Origin of the sequence: Salipaludibacillus keqinensis (genome assembly GCF_003226325.1) — a bacterium.
In the GTDB taxonomy this organism is placed as follows: domain Bacteria; phylum Bacillota; class Bacilli; order Bacillales; family Salisediminibacteriaceae; genus Salipaludibacillus; species Salipaludibacillus keqinensis.
The window spans coordinates 72,401-89,570 of sequence record NZ_PDOD01000003.1 but is presented as its reverse complement, the minus strand read 5'-3'; the positions used below and the strand labels follow the sequence as shown (position 1 = coordinate 89,570).

The window sequence follows — 17,170 nt, the reverse complement described above, 5'->3', positions numbered from 1 at the left end:
ACACCTCACCTTGTTTTTTGATATATTTTGTTGAAGCTACTTTCACCAGACGATTACTCTGCTGATTTTTTCACTGGTCTCTTTCTGCGCTTTCTGACTTTCTTCTTCACGTTATATTTTTCCCTGTAAAGCTCTATCGCTTTTTTCGGATCGCCGTCATACAGCACTTTCCCTTTGTCCATCCAGATCGCCCGCGTACAGATTTTCTCTACAAAGCCCATGCTGTGGGAGACGATAATGACCGCTTTCGCCATTTCCATCATGTCTTGAATCTTCTCGCTGGCTTTCTGTTTAAAGGCAATATCTCCTGTTGAGAGGGCTTCATCTAGAATAAAAATATCCGGCTTCAATGTGGCCGCAATACTGAATCCTAACCTGGCCTGCATCCCGCTAGAATACTGTTTAATCGGTTTATCAATCGCATTCTTTAATTCAGAGAATTCGACGATTTTATCGTAATCGGCATCAATCTTTTTCTTTGAAATCCCGAGCAGCATCCCGTTCAAGTAAATGTTGTCTCGACCTGTGAGCTGACTGTTAAATCCCGTACCATAGCCTAACAAGGCCGTTGTTTCACCTTTTAGCGTGAGCGTTCCTTCATCAGGGGTTAAGATATTCGTCATCAATTTGCAGAGGGTGCTCTTCCCTGCTCCGTTGTGGCCGATAATGCCGACCACTTCCCCTTCTTTGATCTCAAAGGAGTTGCCTCGAATCGCCCAAAACTGTTCTTTATTCACTTCGTATGACACACCAATATTTTCTGCTTTCACAATGGTTCTGTCCTTGATGTCTGCAGTCGTCTTTTCGATATCCAGACGTTTTTTTCTTCTTGGTTGACGTTCTGGAACAGACGCTTTATACAGCTCTGTGACTTCTTTCGGGTCACCATTTGCCCTGATCTTCCCTTTATCGATCCAAATCAGTCGGTCACAATTTCGTCTGGCGTATTTCAAGCTGTGCGTAACTAAGATGACCATTTTTGCTTTCGCTACTAGTTCTTTCATTTTCTCAGCGGCCTTTTGTCCGAAGGCTGCATCGCCCGTGTTCAATGCCTCATCTAAAATAAGGATTTCCGGTTCTAAAAACGCGGCCACACTAAATCCGAGTCTTGCTTTCATCCCACTGGAATACGTTTTAATCGGTCGGTCCATGAACTTTTCAAGTCCTGAGAATTCATGAATCTCATCTATAAATTCATGAATTCTTGCTTTAGGAATCCCGATCATCATTCCATTTAAGTAAACATTTTCTCGGCCTGTTAGTTCTTTATCAAAACCCATCCCTAGGGAAAACAAGGCAGATACATTTCCATCGACGTAAAGGTTGCCCTCATCAGGCTCTAAGATTCCGGAAATCATTTTACAAATGGTTGTTTTTCCAGATCCATTCGAGCCGATAATTCCGAGAATTTCGCCTTTATAGCCTTTGAAATCAAGATTCCTTAAGGGCCAGATCACTTTTTTTTCTTTTTTATCTTTTTTGTTTGTAATGAGATCGAGTACATAGGACTTGTAATCATCAGCGCTGTTCCCGGTAGTGAAGGTCACTCCGAGATTTTTCGCTTCGATGACTACTTCACGTTCTTCATCCTTTTGTTGAAGTCCTTCTGGTTTCATTGACATACATAACCCTCTTTTTTATAGTGCCTTGATAATTTTGTATTCATTTTTACTATAATAGTACAAAAATAACGCAAGAAAAATGATCGACATCACGCCTATAGAGACTAACGCAACTAAATTAGGTGACGAATGATACATCAAAACATCTCGATAGGAATTGATAATTTGTGCGATCGGGTTAATATCTACAATCCATTGATATTGGTCTGGTAAACGCCCGCCTGCCCAAATGATTGGAGACGAATAGAACCATATTCTAATAATGTGAGAAAGTAAATTATCTACATCTCTTATAAAGACTGAAATATACGCTAGGAATAAACTTAGCGCTAATAAAAAGACAAGTTGAACGAAAATGATCAGTGGCATATAAATGATCTGCCAGCCAGGAATGATCCCATTCACAAGCAAGAAAATCGCTACAATCACAAGACCGAAAGAAAAGTTTACGAGCTGAGAGATAGTTTTTGTCATTGGAAAAATCGATTTAGGCAAATACACTTGATTAATGATCGATGAATATCGAATGATCGCCTTCGATGAACTATTTACCGCGGTGCTAGTCCAGCGCCATGCGACGAGACCAATCACAAGAAAGACGGCAAAATTCTCTCCTCCTCTTCCTAAAAGTACACTCATTAAGAAGTAATAAATAAGAACACCAATTAATGGATCTAATAACCACCAGAAATAACCTAAGTAACTGTTTCTATGTTCTGCTTTTAAGCCTGATTTGATGAGATAAATGATGAGGTCTTTCCTCTTCAGTATCTCTTGCATATACGTTCGCATAAATGTTGATGACACCGCCATTTCTAATCGCATCACCGCTGAGCGGGATAAATTTTTAACTATTCGTAAAAGGTGAATAGCTTCACTTAGTTGATCTTGTCAGGAGGAAGGGAAGCCTAGGGCTCATCCACCTCTCTATGCAGAGCTACTTCTTTCCATATTTCTTTAACTTATAGAAGATATAATGTAAGAAATACCAGCTGCTTTTCATGAGACTTAGTTGCTCTATTTGACGATAAACTTTCCAATTTTGCTTGGCCATGGCCATTTTGTTACTTGAAATCGATTGCTCTTGCCTACGATACAAGGCCAGTGGTTCTTTCATACTGTAAGCTATGTACCCTCTTTTACATAAATCGAGCCATAAGACGTAATCCTGCCTTGTACGAATATTTACCATTTCAATCTCACCAATTTTTTCTTTATCTAACATGACCGTTAGACAGCCAATCATATTTCTCTTTATGAGCTGATTGTACTTGATTCTCTCAGGAATTTCATCACCTAGTCCGATTCTGTTACCTGCTTCGTCAATCGTGACATATTGAGTGAAAGAAAAGGCGATCTCATTTGATTCCATGAAGTGGCGTTGTTTCTCCAGTTTCTCAGGCATCCATTGATCATCACTATCTAAAAACGCAAGGAAACGTCCTTGTGATGCTCTTATGGCTGTGTTTCTTGCCACGGCCGCCCCTTGATTTTTTTCCAGTTGGATCAGTTTAATTCTATTATCTTTTCTCTGAAAATCTTTGATGATTTGCACGGTCTGATCTTTAGAGCAATCATCTACAATGATCATTTCCCAATCAGGGTACGTTTGCGCTAGCACGGAGTTTATCGTTTCTGATATATACTGAGCACTGTTGTATGATGGTGTAATGACTGAAACAACGGGGTTATTTATCTCTACTGACTTCATTTGACCATCACCTGCACCTTTGTCACTTCTTTCATTTAAGTGTCCTTCTTTATCAATGAATCATACCATTTTAATAGCTTTTCTTCTTCTTTTTGCCAATTGAGATGATTGAGCACCGCTTCTCTCCCTCTTCTCCCCATAGCCTTCGCTTCTTCTGGATTCTCTCTTAAGTAGTTAAGCGCCTTTACGATTTCCTTATCGTTATAGGGATCTACGGAAAGTCCGCATTGATACGTATCAATGAATTCCTTCCATTTAGGGAAGTCAGAGCACAGGATGGGAATCCCTGCTGTCATATATTCGAAAAACTTGGTCAGTTCCTTCTTCATATAATGGTCTGTCGGCGGGAAAAGAGCGACTCCGGCAAGCCAAGGTCTGCTTGAATAAGCGGCATCAATTTCTCCTTTAGGCAAATAACGATTCACACCGTCAATGTGCATTCTCTCTTCTCCAACTCCTGCTTTTTGTTTCATTTGCTGTGCGAGATGCTCAGAACATCGTCCATAAAAGTGGACGGAGAGGTCCGGGTCAAGCGAAGGCAAGCGGGCGTGGAGTAACGCTCCCCTATCTGTCGTTAAATTACCGGTATATAACAACTGGTTCACTCTAGGGCTGGTCGTATCATGATTAATTAATGAGGTTTGCAGCAATGGATAGTTTAAAATGCATGTCCCTCGTGGATATTTCTCTTTATAGTATTTCTCCGCTAAACATAACTCCATGTTTTTCGTCAATCTATTTTCAATGATTTTATACACTTTCGCTAAGATCTTTCTCAGAGTGGGGGTTAAATAGTCTCTTTGGACAATGCCTGTTTCATAATCCTCATGAATATCGTAAATCACGACATTGTTCTTTTTTTTCAATAACCAAGCAACTGGAATTAGTTCCGGGTCGTGGAAATGATACACGTCTGCTTTCAACTTACGCGCTTTACGATAAGCGTTCATTGTCCCGAATATCATCCCTTTTAATCGGCTAGAGTGCTTTTTCAGCTTGGAAATTCGAACTTCTTCATCCTTTAGATCTGAAGAGTCCGGTGCGATTAACGTCACATCGTAGCCTGACCTATGAAGAGATGTACATTCTTTATAGTATATCCGCGGATCTAACGGGTGATGGACGGTGGTCATGTGAACCACTTTCTTCCTATTAAACATTACCATTTCCACCTCTTCTTCTATTCATGAACTCACTAAGGATAAGGAGCCTCCCCAATAGGTATGTTAGCTTCCTGTTACAAACTGTTTCCCTCTTCCAATTTGTAATTATATCATATCCATTTCTATAGAGATTATCTTTCCGTGTAAATTTCTGTCGACGACATAAAAAAGAATGTTACAAAACGATTAAATTCTTGCTTTTTTGACATTTGTGTAATAGTCTCATAGATTTTCCCCACACTTTGTAATAAAATGTATCCTGTGTTAGACCTTTCTGAAAGGAGGAGAGATTACATAGCAACTAATTTAGCTTAGCTTAATCCCACTATCTATCTAAAAACTTAATATAACTTTTCTAATCTAAGGAGATGAAGTGCGTGTCCAAAAGAACCATTCGACAGATCACTGTCGTACATTTGGCTCTGCTACTGTTTTTCTCTTCGGTTCTCCCTGCAGCTGCAGGAGATCTTGAAGGTCTTTTCACTGAAAAAGACGAAGAAACCAGTTTTCTAACAGTGCAACCAAAAGTGTTTAACCAGTCATCCGAGGAGTCCATCACCCTTTCTTATGAAGGTGTTGAGGAGAATCTTGTTCTTTATCTATTGAATAGTGAAGAAGAGAACCTTGGAAAAGTGACTGACGTAATGAATGAGGAAGAAGAGTCATTTTTATTCGAATGGGATTTCTCTATAAAGAACGATACTGAAGAGGAAGTCATCCATTTAGAAGATGACGTTTACCATTTGGCATTAATTGACGAATCTTCTGAAAATGAAGACAACGTTGTAGAAAAGACTGCTTTTGTTCATAATAGTGAACAACCTGCTATTGAGTGGAATGAAGTTTATTCTGAAGACAAAGTAACTTTAGAGGATAATATCCTTGAAGGGACTGTGCAATCTTCTTTAATAAGCATGGGCTTAGACACTTCCACATTAGACTTTTCATTTGAATTAGAAAAAGATGGAGATGTCTATGAAGAATCCCACCTTGATTTAGCTCAAGATGGAAGCTTTCTACTGGAGGATTCTTTCAAAATAGGCACGACTACAGCGACATTTTTTGTCCGTGACCTTGCAGGAAATGAATACAAAGAAGAACTCGTCTTCGAATTACGTGAAGAAGAAGAAGACGTTGAAGAAGATGGCAAGGAAGAAGAATCTACTGAGACATCAGATGAGCAAGTAGAATCTGAAGACGCTTCTAATGAAACGAATGAAGATTCTAATGAAGAAACAGCTTCTGAAGACAAAGAAAGCAACTCTTCTGAATCCACTTCGGATAAAGACGAAGAGAAAAATGAAGAAAACCAATCAGATGAAAACGTAGAAAACGAGGATGCTTCTAACGAAACAAATGAAGCTTCTAATGAAGAAACAGCTTCTGAAGACAAAGAAAGCGACTCTTCTGAATCCACTTCGGATAAAGACGAAGAGAAAAATGAAGAAAACCAATCAGATGAAAACGTAGAAAACGAGGATGCTTCTAACGAAACAAATGAAGCTTCTAATGAAGAAACAGCTTCTGAAGACAAAGAAAGCAACTCTTCTGAATCCACTTCGGATAAAGACGAAGAGAAGAATGAAGAAAACCAATCAGATGAAAAAGTAGAAAACGTAGACGCTTCTAACGAAACAAATGAAGCTTCTAATGAAGAAACACTTTCTGAAGACAAAGAAAGCGACTCTTCTGAATCCACTTCGGACAAAGACGAAGAGAAAAATGAACAACGTCAATCCGATGAAAAAGTAGAATCCGAAGAAGATTCTAATGAAACGAATGAAGCTTCTAATGAAGAAACAGCTTTTGAAGACAAAAAAAATGACTCTTCTGAATCGACTTCGGACAAAGACGAAGAGAAGAATGAACAACGTCAATCCGATGAAAAAGTAGAATCCGAAGAAGATTCTAATGAAACGAATGAAGCTTCTAATGAAGAAACAGCTTTTGAAGACAAAAAAAATGACTCTTCTGAATCGACTTCGGACAAAGACGAAGAGAAGAATCAAGAAGTTCAATCAGATGAGAGCTTTCAATCTTTCTCCATGACAACTGCTACTCCAACTTTAACGGATAGTGAAACAGTAGAACTCAAAGAGAACTTGACAGAACTTGGTTTTGGCTCATTTCCTAGTGATCCATCAACTACATACGGTCCTGTCACCATGGGAGTGGTGGAAGAATTTCAAGCTTCTCATAATTTACCTATTACCGGTTTGGCTGATACACAAACGTTAAATACGATTGATTCAGCATTAAATAATGATTTTTATGATGGGGCAAGTGGAGACTATATCAGAGACCTCAAACTTGACCTTACGAACCTTGGTTTCGGAAACTTCCCATCTAGTCCTTCTGACCGTTACGGTCCTGTAACGATGGGCGTTGTGGAAGATTTCCAACGGGCATACAGTTTACCAGTGACAGGGATTGCAGATTCTGAAACATTAGCTGCCATTGATGCGGCACTCGCTTCTGCCTTTTTCGACGGAGCTGCCGGAGATCATGTCACTGATTTAAAAATCGACTTAACCAACCTTGGCTTTGGGAACTTCCCGTCTAGCCCTTCTAACCGTTACGGTCCTGTAACGATGGGCGTTGTGGAAGATTTCCAACGGGCATACAGTTTACCAGTGACAGGGATTGCAGATTCTGAAACATTAGCTGCCATTGATGCGGCCCTTGCTTCTGCTTTCTTCAATGGAGCTGCCGGGGATCATGTCACTGATTTAAAGATTGACTTAACCAATCTTGGCTTTGGGAACTTCCCTTCTAGCCCTTCTAACCGTTACGGTCCTGTAACGATGGGCGTTGTGGAGGATTTTCAACGGGATTTCGGCTTAAATGTGACTGGTATTGCTAATTCTGAAACGTTAGCTGCCATTGATGCGGCCCTTGCTTCTGCCTTTTTCGATGGAGCTGCCGGAGATCATATTACCGACTTGAAAATTGACTTAACTAACCTTGGTTTTGGGAATTTCCCATCTAACCCTTCTAACCGTTTCGGTCCTGTGACCATGGGCGTTGTGGAAGACTTCCAGCGGGAGTATGGGTTAAATGTGACTGGTATTCCCGATTCAAACTCGCTAGCTACCATTGAACAGGCCCTGACTACTGCCTTTTTCGACGGAGCTTCTGGATCACATATCACACAATTAAAAATGGACTTAACACACCTTGGATTTGGAAGTTTTCCTACTAATCCTTCTAACCGTTACGGTCCTGTGACCATGGGTGTTGTGGAAGACTTCCAACAATATTATGGCTTAGACATATCAGGCATTGCAGATGAAGAAACTTTAAGTTTTATTGATAGTACATTAAACTCTCCTTATACGAATGGGGAGCGCGGCTCTCATATCGTTGAATTAAAAGAGAATTTAACAGCTCTAGGTTATGGCAACTTCCCAACGAATCCATCTAACAGTTATAGTTCAGTTACTGCTGGAGTGGTTAGTGAGTTTCAACGGAGCAACGAATTAGTAGATAATGGAATCGCTGACGGGCCCACTTTAGCTATGATCTCAAGCTTACTTGAAGAAACAGCTCAAACTGGGGTTATCACTGCCTCATCATTAAATGTTCGCAGCGGACCAAGCACGAGCTATGGCGTTGTTGGACAATTAACAAACGGCTCAGTCGTAAGTATCCTATCTGAATCTAGTAATGGATGGTATAGAATTTCATTTAACGGTGGAACAGCCTATGTATCTGGATCATTTGTAGACATTCCTTCTGAAGACTCTTCCGACGAAGACTTCGTTGGTTCGGCTGTGATCGGATATGTAAATGGGCCTTCATTAAATGTTCGCTCTGGCCCAGGTACTTCATACGGACAAGTTGATTCTCTATCTAGAGATGACAGAGTTGAAATTTTGTCTACTTACAGCCGATCTGGTCAGAACAGCTGGCACCAAATTAAGTACGATAATAATAAAACAGGCTATGTATCTGCTGGTTATATTCAATTAGCTTCAAAATCTTCAGCTAGTTCAGGTCCATTAGCCGGTAAAACGATTGTTCTTGATGCCGGTCACGGCGCTCAAGACTCAGGTGGTATTGGTGGCGGCATGCTGGAAAAAGATGTTGTCCTTGATATTAGTTTAAGAGCTGAAGAGCTCTTGAGACAAGCAGGGGCAGAAGTGATTATGATAAGAAGAACAGACTTCTTCCTATCTCTTAGTCAACGTTCATTTATCGGTAACCGATCGGGGGCAGATGCCTTTGTAAGTGTTCATACAAATGTGTTTAATGGTTCTGCAAATGGGACCGAGACATTCTGGCACGGTAAATACGAACGGGCTAACAGTATTAGGCTAGCTCATGCGTTGCAAGATGCAACCGTAGCAAAAATGGGGACACATTATCGACGTGTAGAAGAAGGAAACTATCATGTCATTCGTGAAACTCAAATTCCAAGTGCTCTATTAGAAGTTGCTTTCAAAGACTATCCTGCAGACGCAGCGAAACTTCGACAAGATTCTTATCGTCAACGATCTGCTGAAGCGATCCGCGACGCAATGATTAATTATTTCAGATAAGCTTTACCATAGTTTTATAGACTTTATACGATTTCTATCGTATAAAGTCTTTTTTTATTTCCTCCATGACACACTTATGTAACATAACAGTCAGACTTCATTAGTCAAATAGCCTGTTTTTGTTACAAAGACGCTACATCAAGTGTCAGAATATTAATTTATATTACAAATTTTACAGAGAGGTTAACGTTAGTTAACGTATGGGATAATCTATTGTTCTCTCATATTTTTTCATATACACTAAGTCTTGTGATCAGGAAAACCAAACGCAGCCAAATTAAACCAAACGAAATAAAATGAAATTACATAATAAGGGGAGAGTAAATTTTATGAAAAAAGTGGTAATGAGTGTTATTTTAGCAGGAAGCTTGTTCGCAATGCCGACAGCATTCGACGCAGCTTTAGGAGATCAAACATTAAGAGAAGGTACACGTCACGCTGACGTATCAGAATTACAAGATGCTTTGCGGGACACAGGGCATTTCTCAGTTAGTCATTCAAGTGGTTTTTTCGGAAATGTAACTAGACAAGCTGTTCGTGACTTCCAACGCAGTGCTGGGATCTCAGTTGACGGCATCGCTGGACCACAAACATTCCGTGCTTTAGGCGTTTCAGGAAGCAGCTCTAGCTCAAACACAGCTCAAGTTAGTTCTTCAAGCAACTCAACAATTTCGTTCAACACAGTATTGCGTCCTGGTGCTCGTGGAGACCAAGTTCGTCAATTGCAAATCGCGTTAAATGAGCGTGGATTTTCAGGCGGAACATCTGGTGTTTACGGACCTAAGACTCAACAATCTGTACGTGACTTCCAACGTAGTGCTGGAATCAGTGTTGACGGTATCGCTGGACCACAAACTTACGGAGCAATCAATGGTACATCTGCTTCTTCAAGCTCAAGCAACACTAGCTCAAGCTCAAACACAGCAACCACTGTAAGTAATTCTTCAGGGAACACTGAAGGAATCATTTCAACAGCTCGTAGCGTAATCGGATCATCTTATCAGTGGGGTGGAACTACACCATCTGGTTTCGACTGCAGTGGGTTCATTAACTATGCTTTCAACAACAATGGTAAGAGCATTCCACGTACTGTAGCTGGTATGTATAGCGCAGCTACAAAAGTATCTAACCCACAACGTGGAGACATCGTGTTCTTTGAAACTCGTACAGGTCCTTCACACGCAGGAATCTACTTAGGTAACGGGCAATTCATTCACTCTGGTGCATCTACTGGTGTAACAGTATCTGATATGAGTAATCCTTACTGGAGCAGCACTTACATGGGTGCGGGACGTCTATAATTATCTATTAAACAATCAATCTACTACTATATGACACATTCACTAAATTCTGCTTACAATATACTACCTTCCCCGTACTATATATTCTAAACATCATGATAAAACTTATTTCAAAAAAACTCTCGAGTCCCCGGGAGTTTTTTTATTTGCATTTATTGATAACATTTTAAAGATTTTTTGGATGTGAACGGTCGTCGAAGTACTTTTCATTGACACCTTAGAAAGGTCATTTTATTTTTCTGAAAGGCTACTTAGCAGAACGTTTCTTTCTTGCCGCCTCTTTCGACATTCCCGTTGCAATTGTTTCATCTACAGGTTGAAAGCCGTCCTCATTGAAATACAGGCACCTTTTCGTCTCATACACCTGTTGAGTATAAAGCGATTGAATAAACGGCTTAACGTCACTAATTGAAAGATCCTTATACCAACTTCCCTCAGGGTATACCGTTACTACACAGGCATCCTGACACCTTCCGTTGCAGCGAGTTTTCGTTGTATGAATCTCAGTATTTAATTCACGTCGACTGATCTCTTCTCTTAGAGAGTCTGTTAGTTCTTCTGCTCCTTGACGCGAACAAGATCCTCCATTACAAATCAAAATATGATTTTTCGTCCGAGATAAATCCCAAGTTGTCATGACAAATGTTCTCCTTTCTCGCATAAAAATATGGTTGTGGGTGATCACGAAAAGAAGGTTAATCCAGCTGCTAAATTAAACAAATATAAAAAGAGCAGAAAAGCGTTTCTCTACTCCAATGTAATCTTTTCTCCCAAGTATATGAACGATTTATCCTATTACGTTCAAGATTGCATTTATTTAACTACGTATCTAGAAATGCCCTATCCATCGCCTGCCAAGGCATAAGTGCACAATTATGACGTGCGCGAAGGCGGTGGACACCTGCTAGTGACAGGGCGTCATCAAGATCAAATTCATCGGGTTCCTCTTCATGACGAATAAGCCTCTCCATTCCCTCACGTAATGCTACAATTTCATGATAACTTTTGCCCTTAGCAAGTTCAGTCATCATCGAACACGAGGCCATAGAGATACTACACCCTTCTCCAATAAAACTGACATCCTCCAGCGTACCATTGTCATTCCACTTCCAAAACAACGTCATAACGTCCCCGCACGTAGGATTTTTATAATGAACAAAGTCGCCATCCTTCATCTCTCGATAATTCCGTTTTCGTCTTGTATGGTCCATGATCAACTGTCGGTAAAGATCGTCAAGCATGATTTCTCTCCTCTCTATTAAGTAATAGATGTGACTATCCTAAAAAGTTCATTTTTCAAAACTGGTCTATAAGACTGGTAATATCCCATCCAAAGACGTCGAACCTTTCGTCAGTCCTGTGTTAACCCATTCTATAGTTGGTAATTAAATCGTAACCATTACGATTTAATTTGTCAAATGGATTGGTCTTTCAAATTCACATGAGAGCGTGAGAACAAAAAAAAGAGATACACTCTGTTTATGGCAGGGCGTATCTCTTTTGAAATTGTAGTTAATTTGCTCTTCTGGCTCCTAAATACCTTTGAGACCAATAGCTATTACTCATACTTGTCACCGTGACTCCTGTTGAACTTCCAGAATGAATGAATTGATTATTTCCTATATAAATACCGTTATGAGAAGGTCCTGTTCGATACGTTTCGAAATAAACGATGTCCCCCACTCTCGGAGTAGAAACGGATTTTGTTGCGTTCCATTGCTGAGCCACTGTTCTTGGCAAATTCACGCCGTTGTTTTTAAAGACACTTTGAATAAATCCGCTACAGTCAAAGCCTGACGGTGTTGTTCCACCCCAGAGATAAGGAACACCTAGGTGGTCGGAAGCATCGGCAATTAAATTCATGGTGTTAAAGCTTTGCGATGAGCTTGTACTAGAGGTTGACTCACTCATATGAATAGCTGCCACTTCTTCCAACTTATCTAATGTTGCTTTTGTAGCAATCCCGTCAGAGATTAATCCCCATTGGTTTTGGAATTTTACAAGCGCTGCTTTCGTTACTGGTCCGAAGTTTCCTGTTGCGTTACCGCTAAAATGGCCCGTAGCCTTTAACATATTTTGCAATTCTGTCACTGAAGAACCTTTGCTTCCTTCTTTCAAAACTGAAGGAGAAGACGAGTTGCTCGACGACGATTGATTAGATGAACTACTTGTTTGATTGTTAGAAATGCCTTTTTCCAACTCTCTGTAAGTTTGTGGTCCGAATACACCATCTACGGAAATATTCGTCTGGCTTTGCAATTGACGAACCGCTTGAACTGTTAACGGCCCGAATGACCCGTCCACAGAAGAAGTATAATAACCTAAATCTTTCAAGCGTGTTTGTAATTCACGGACTTGACTTCCTCTCGCTCCTTGTCTTAGCACCACATTGGAGATGTCTGAAGATGAACTGGATGTAGTCGCGGACGAGTTGTTTGAACTTGATGAACTGCTTGATGAATTATTAGAACTGGTTGAACTATTTGATGATGAACTGCCGGAACTAGCTGATGAGCCTGACGATGGCGCCGATCCAGAAATTTCTCTGTTCACTATAGATAACGTTTGAGGTCCAGCTAGTCCGTCTACCGATAAGCCTCGTGCCTGCTGGAACTTTCGAACTGCTTGCTGTGTCATGTTGCCATAGACTCCGGTTATTTCAGGATGTTCATAGAACCCTGCTTTTTTCAAGTAAGACTGCAACCTAGATACATCTTGATTTCTTGTTCCACTACGCATCACTTGACTAGCATTTTGAATGGATGACGTTCCCGAATCATATGTACTCGATGATGAACTTCCTGATGAAGAACTATTCGAGTTGGAAGACTGGGTCCCGTTGCTACTAGAGCTCGTCCCGTTTAACGCCCTAAATGTTTGCGGTCCGACGATGCCATCTTGGGTAAGTCCGTGTTCTTTCTGAAATTTCTGGACGGCCTGGCGGGTAACATTACCAAAATAACCAGTCGCTGTGTGAAAGTTGAAGTACCCTTTGTCTTTTAATTTCTCTTGCAAAACTTTTACATTTTCTTCTTCCATTCCAACACGTAAGTTCTTTTCACCAAAAGATGCTTCCGCTAACCCCGGGGCAACCACCATTGCACCGACTGAAGCTGCAGAAACAAAGAGTGCTGATCGAACTTTTGATTCAAAAAAAGACATGAATCCACCTCTTTCTTTCATTATTTTAATAATAAACAAGCCTATAATCCCAAGAAAGCTAACAATAAAGGTAATTTTATCAATATAAATGCGAAATTAGTAGGTTCTTATGGACTATTTCCGGGAATTATCTGTTTATTTTATGATCTAAAGAGGAAATACTCACTTTTTGAATGACATGCGTAGGACAAATGACATCTCTTTAAGGCTTTTCATGACCTTCTCAAATCCACGTAGTCTACTATCGAAAAACTTTTTATCTTTTTTTCGAAAAAAATGTTTTAACTTATTCACACTGGGTATACTAATACTAGGAGTTGAAATCCACCACTTTCATCTCTCCCCCCCTATCATTAATAGATAGATTTGCTTGTAAAGGAATATTCCTTTATTCAGCGAAAGAAAAAAGCGATGCTCCTCTGTCCCAAGGAGACTTCGCTTTTTTCTTTTTTTTTACACGTCTATGCCCCGCTATAAAACAAAGGCAAGATATCTTCCTTCTCCCAATAAGGTTGCTCACTCTCTTCGTAAGAGGAGACAGGAATGAAATAGACGAACTCATTTTGCTCTGCCAGCAATTGAAGTTGATCTGTCAATTGGTCTGTTGGACCAAAGCCAAGATGGTCGTACATATCCTCGCTAAATAATAGATACGTCGTAAACCTGTCTTGTGGTCTGTAGAGTGTTTCAAGAAACTCGTATGTCTGATCGATTATATCTTCCACACCCACACTCCCTCCTTCAAAAATTCGAAATTCTTCCGTTTGAGTGTGCTCAACAATCGCTTCAAAATCAAGTAATAGAACATCAGGATGTTGAGTGCGAATCGCCGCTGCCACGTCTTGATAAACAGGGATAGTCTCTTCTTCCTCTATGAAAGATGGTCGCTTCCCTGATTCAATCATTGCCCTGCGCTCTTCTTCTTGGGCTGTTCGTCGATCCTCTTCCCCTTCCAATGTTTCATTCATGATTCTTAATGCTTCAGTAGGATGCAGTACCGTCAACTCCGCTAAGTCTTTTCTGTTATAAGCAGTATCCAACTCATGGGCCAACTCAATCATCCATGTTGGAAACCATCCGATAGAATATCGCTCATCAACCGTGGTTAAAAATTGAGGACGGTCGTTCGGAGCACCGGTAATCGATTCTACTCCAGTATGTTCAGCCATGTCATTAGATGGAAGATGTACAATGTGTAACGGAATCTCTTCCATGATCCGGTGAATCATCCGACTTTTCACGGGAGGAACCAGTCCCGCCGTCGCTTCAACAAGTTCTTCCGGAAGATGACCATGGACGGCCCATTCTTCCTCAAATGTCACTAACTCCATCGCTCTTCGTTCTGCGTTCGACAGTTCATCCTCGTGTTTGAATGCAACCATGAAGAGAAACACCGCAAAGAAGAACAGGATAGGCAACAGAGTTCGGAGAAGTTTAGCTCGTTTTTTTTGACGTTTTTGAGAGGAATCTTGTTTGTTCATGAGTGACCACCTTTTTGCTGCTGTCGGATTTGGATTTTGGTTCCGGTGACGTTGGTTCCGGTGACGTCGGTTCCTGGAACCCTGGTTCCGGTGACGTCGGTTCCTGGAACCCCGGTTCCGGTAACACCGGTTCCTGGAACCGCAGTGCCACGTTCACTCCCGCCGTCAGCACTCCCACCCCGGCGAGGATCCGCATACCCGTGCAGTTCTTGTCTAATCGCATCGTAGATTACCGCTTGAATGCCGCCAAAATACATCTGACCTTCTTCCACCGTTACACGGTATCCTCTCTTTGAAAGTTCTTCTCGGATATCATCATATCGATCCAGTTCGCGAAATTTAGGTTCTAACCGAATTTCGTATTCTTCCGTTTGTTCGTTAAAGTCATATTGGAAACGAGTCATGTACGTCATCGCTTCATCAAAGTCCATATCGTACATCGTGTAATAAATCAGCACTTGGGCCATCATCATCGGGATTCGACCACCTCCTGGGGACCCCAGGCCGATGATTTCATCAATGTCACCATCTATTTCTTTCATTAATATCGCGGGACTCATGAAACTGCGCGGGCGTCTGCCTGGATAAGGTTCATTGATCGACCCTTCCGTTTCACTGAAATTACTTAACTGATCATTTAAGAAGAACCCTTTGTAATACTTGCCAGATCCAAAGAAGTTACTTAATGTGTGCGTAGCTGAGACGACACGCCCATCAGAATCAATAATGACAAAGTGCGTCGTGTTGTTATATTGATTGATTTCAGAAGTCGCGTCGAAGAAAGATTCCCTTTTGTCGGACAACACCCCTGTCGTTGCGGATGCATATACACCGTGAATATTTGAAACCTCGTCATTTTTCACAAAGGTCTTGGGAAGGGATGATTCGGTCCCTTCTTCAAGAAAATCATCGTCACCACCATTTTCAAACCTCCGTTGACTCGCTTTTTCTTCAACATACTCATCCCAATTGCGAACGAGTTCAGCTGTCTTTTCCCACGACGTTAACGAAAGTTCCCGTTCAGCTGCTTGTGGTGAAGTTTGAGGATCACCGATGTTCGTCAGCCGGTTTCGATACGTTTCGTAATTCATACCGATGATTTTTTCCATGAAATCTACATAAGAGCCGACCTGTTTCAGCTGTTCTCTTCGTTCCCATTCTGAGACTTCGTTCTGATCATCCTGATGCTGTTTTTCCACATCAACAAAGTCTTTGTCACTGTCTACCTTCGCATCCGTGGCAAGTTTCATCGGTTGGTTGTCTTCGATGTTCATGAGTTCTGCCATCTGTAACGCCTGAATGAATACAGGGCCTCCTAATGGTGCGGGAGCAGCGTATACTTGATAATCCTGAAACTCCCCTGTTGCCGGAGAATGATCCACAAGCACGTCATATTGGCGGAAATCTTCTTCCGTGAGGATCGGAAAGGATTGAGCCATGTCTGGTGCGAATTTCTCCAAAAAATACGTTCCCATATCTTCAGATGCAGCAATTTCTGCTAACGTCGTAGACAATTCTTTTTGAATGAGCGTATTTCCTTGCTGAATAAAAGTATTTTCCGGGAAATAATGGGGAATGTCTGCTGGATTTAATCGATTTTGCGCATAGTAAAATCGTTCCGCTAAATACTTGTCCACTTTAAATCCTTCGTCAGCAAGAGTAATGGCAGGATTCAACAACTGTTGCAAACCCATCGTCCCAAATTGTTTGTAAAGATAATCCATCCCTTTCAAGAAACCAGGAACACCAAATTCCGTTAACTGGTCTACGTTTGTTGCTCCCCCTAAGGAAGCTGAGACTGAATCGGTCACGAGATTTAACGGTGCCGTTTCCCGGTAATCAATATAACGGACAGGTTCAGCATCGTTATCAGTAGGGTCGTATATCAACATCGATCCACCCCCGCCAATGCCTGAGCCGTATGGTTCAACGACACTAAGGGCAAAGGAAATGGCTATTGCTGCATCCACTGCATTTCCTCCCTGCTCTAGAATGTCCACTCCTGCTTTTACAGCTTCGGGGTTGGCGGCACTGACCACGAAGCCAGTGTCAGCTTCTATCCCTTGAAAGGACCGTCCACTTCCTTGCACTTCAGGTTCTTGTTCTGGCGACACTTCGAAATATGCCATAACGACAAAAAGGATAATGAGTGGAATGCCAATGAGATTCGTTGCTTTTCGAAGCCACAT

The 17,170-nt window shown here is 41.2% G+C and carries 11 protein-coding genes; 2 read left to right on the top strand and 9 right to left on the bottom strand.

Annotated elements, in window-relative coordinates:
* Nucleotides 1–53: 53 nt before the first annotated feature.
* From CR194_RS12835 to CR194_RS12820, 4 genes are all read right to left on the bottom strand, one after another.
* Nucleotides 54–1,622 (bottom strand): ABC transporter ATP-binding protein, encoded by a 1,569-nt coding sequence (locus tag CR194_RS12835; RefSeq protein WP_110610093.1) that lies wholly within the window; start codon nucleotides 1,620–1,622, stop codon nucleotides 54–56.
* A 15-nt stretch (nucleotides 1,623–1,637) separates the two neighbouring features.
* Nucleotides 1,638–2,414, bottom strand: a complete 777-nt coding sequence (locus tag CR194_RS12830) for an ABC transporter permease (RefSeq protein ID WP_110610494.1) — start codon at nucleotides 2,412–2,414, stop codon at nucleotides 1,638–1,640.
* Nucleotides 2,415–2,559: 145 nt separating this feature from the next.
* Complete coding sequence (locus CR194_RS12825; protein WP_110610092.1) at nucleotides 2,560–3,333, bottom strand: glycosyltransferase family 2 protein; 774 nt, start codon at nucleotides 3,331–3,333, stop codon at nucleotides 2,560–2,562.
* Nucleotides 3,334–3,368: 35 nt separating this feature from the next.
* On the bottom strand, nucleotides 3,369–4,493 hold the full coding sequence (locus CR194_RS12820) for a glycosyltransferase family protein (RefSeq protein WP_110610091.1): 1,125 nt from the start codon (nucleotides 4,491–4,493) through the stop codon (nucleotides 3,369–3,371).
* 380 nt (nucleotides 4,494–4,873) lie between these two features.
* Here CR194_RS12820 and CR194_RS12815 point away from each other — a divergent pair, with 380 nt between their 5' ends.
* Nucleotides 4,874–9,037, top strand: a complete 4,164-nt coding sequence (locus CR194_RS12815; protein ID WP_158282257.1) for a peptidoglycan-binding protein — start codon at nucleotides 4,874–4,876, stop codon at nucleotides 9,035–9,037.
* Between the two features lie 329 nt (nucleotides 9,038–9,366).
* Nucleotides 9,367–10,338, top strand: a complete 972-nt coding sequence (locus CR194_RS12810) for a C40 family peptidase (protein ID WP_110610089.1) — start codon at nucleotides 9,367–9,369, stop codon at nucleotides 10,336–10,338.
* Between the two features lie 247 nt (nucleotides 10,339–10,585).
* Here CR194_RS12810 and CR194_RS12805 read toward each other — a convergent pair whose 3' ends face one another.
* The 5 genes from CR194_RS12805 to CR194_RS20575 all read right to left on the bottom strand — a co-directional run bounded on the left by CR194_RS12805 (nucleotide 10,586) and on the right by CR194_RS20575 (nucleotide 17,170).
* Nucleotides 10,586–10,975, bottom strand: a complete 390-nt coding sequence (locus tag CR194_RS12805; protein WP_110610088.1) for a (2Fe-2S) ferredoxin domain-containing protein — start codon at nucleotides 10,973–10,975, stop codon at nucleotides 10,586–10,588.
* 184 nt (nucleotides 10,976–11,159) lie between these two features.
* A complete protein-coding gene (gene sufU, locus CR194_RS12800) occupies nucleotides 11,160–11,579 on the bottom strand; it encodes a Fe-S cluster assembly sulfur transfer protein SufU (RefSeq protein WP_110610087.1) in 420 nt (139 codons plus the stop codon).
* 271 nt (nucleotides 11,580–11,850) lie between these two features.
* Nucleotides 11,851–13,500 carry a C40 family peptidase gene (locus CR194_RS12795; protein ID WP_110610086.1) on the bottom strand — a complete coding sequence of 550 codons (1,650 nt, stop codon included), beginning with the start codon at nucleotides 13,498–13,500 and terminating at the stop codon, nucleotides 11,851–11,853.
* Between the two features lie 461 nt (nucleotides 13,501–13,961).
* Nucleotides 13,962–14,981 (bottom strand): hypothetical protein, encoded by a 1,020-nt coding sequence (locus CR194_RS12790; protein WP_110610085.1) that lies wholly within the window; start codon nucleotides 14,979–14,981, stop codon nucleotides 13,962–13,964.
* A complete protein-coding gene (locus CR194_RS20575) occupies nucleotides 14,978–17,170 on the bottom strand; it encodes a gamma-glutamyltransferase (protein ID WP_110610084.1) in 2,193 nt (730 codons plus the stop codon). Before CR194_RS20575 ends, CR194_RS12790 begins: the two co-directional genes overlap by 4 nt.

Bases quoted from the DNA above. Each gene is read 5' to 3' on its own strand.
- CR194_RS12825 (WP_110610092.1), bottom strand. From the start codon at position 3,333: ATGAAGTCAGTAGAGATAAATAACCCCGTTGTTTCAGTCATTACACCA.
- CR194_RS12820 (WP_110610091.1), bottom strand. From the start codon at position 4,493: ATGTTTAATAGGAAGAAAGTGGTTCACATGACCACCGTCCATCACCCG.
- CR194_RS12830 (WP_110610494.1), bottom strand. From the start codon at position 2,414: ATGCGAACGTATATGCAAGAGATACTGAAGAGGAAAGACCTCATCATT.
- CR194_RS12795 (WP_110610086.1), bottom strand. From the start codon at position 13,500: ATGTCTTTTTTTGAATCAAAAGTTCGATCAGCACTCTTTGTTTCTGCA.
- CR194_RS12835 (WP_110610093.1), bottom strand. From the start codon at position 1,622: ATGTCAATGAAACCAGAAGGACTTCAACAAAAGGATGAAGAACGTGAA.
- CR194_RS12805 (WP_110610088.1), bottom strand. From the start codon at position 10,975: ATGACAACTTGGGATTTATCTCGGACGAAAAATCATATTTTGATTTGT.
- CR194_RS12810 (WP_110610089.1), top strand. From the start codon at position 9,367: ATGAAAAAAGTGGTAATGAGTGTTATTTTAGCAGGAAGCTTGTTCGCA.
- CR194_RS12790 (WP_110610085.1), bottom strand. From the start codon at position 14,981: ATGAACAAACAAGATTCCTCTCAAAAACGTCAAAAAAAACGAGCTAAA.
- sufU (WP_110610087.1), bottom strand. From the start codon at position 11,579: ATGCTTGACGATCTTTACCGACAGTTGATCATGGACCATACAAGACGA.
- CR194_RS20575 (WP_110610084.1), bottom strand. From the start codon at position 17,170: ATGTGGCTTCGAAAAGCAACGAATCTCATTGGCATTCCACTCATTATC.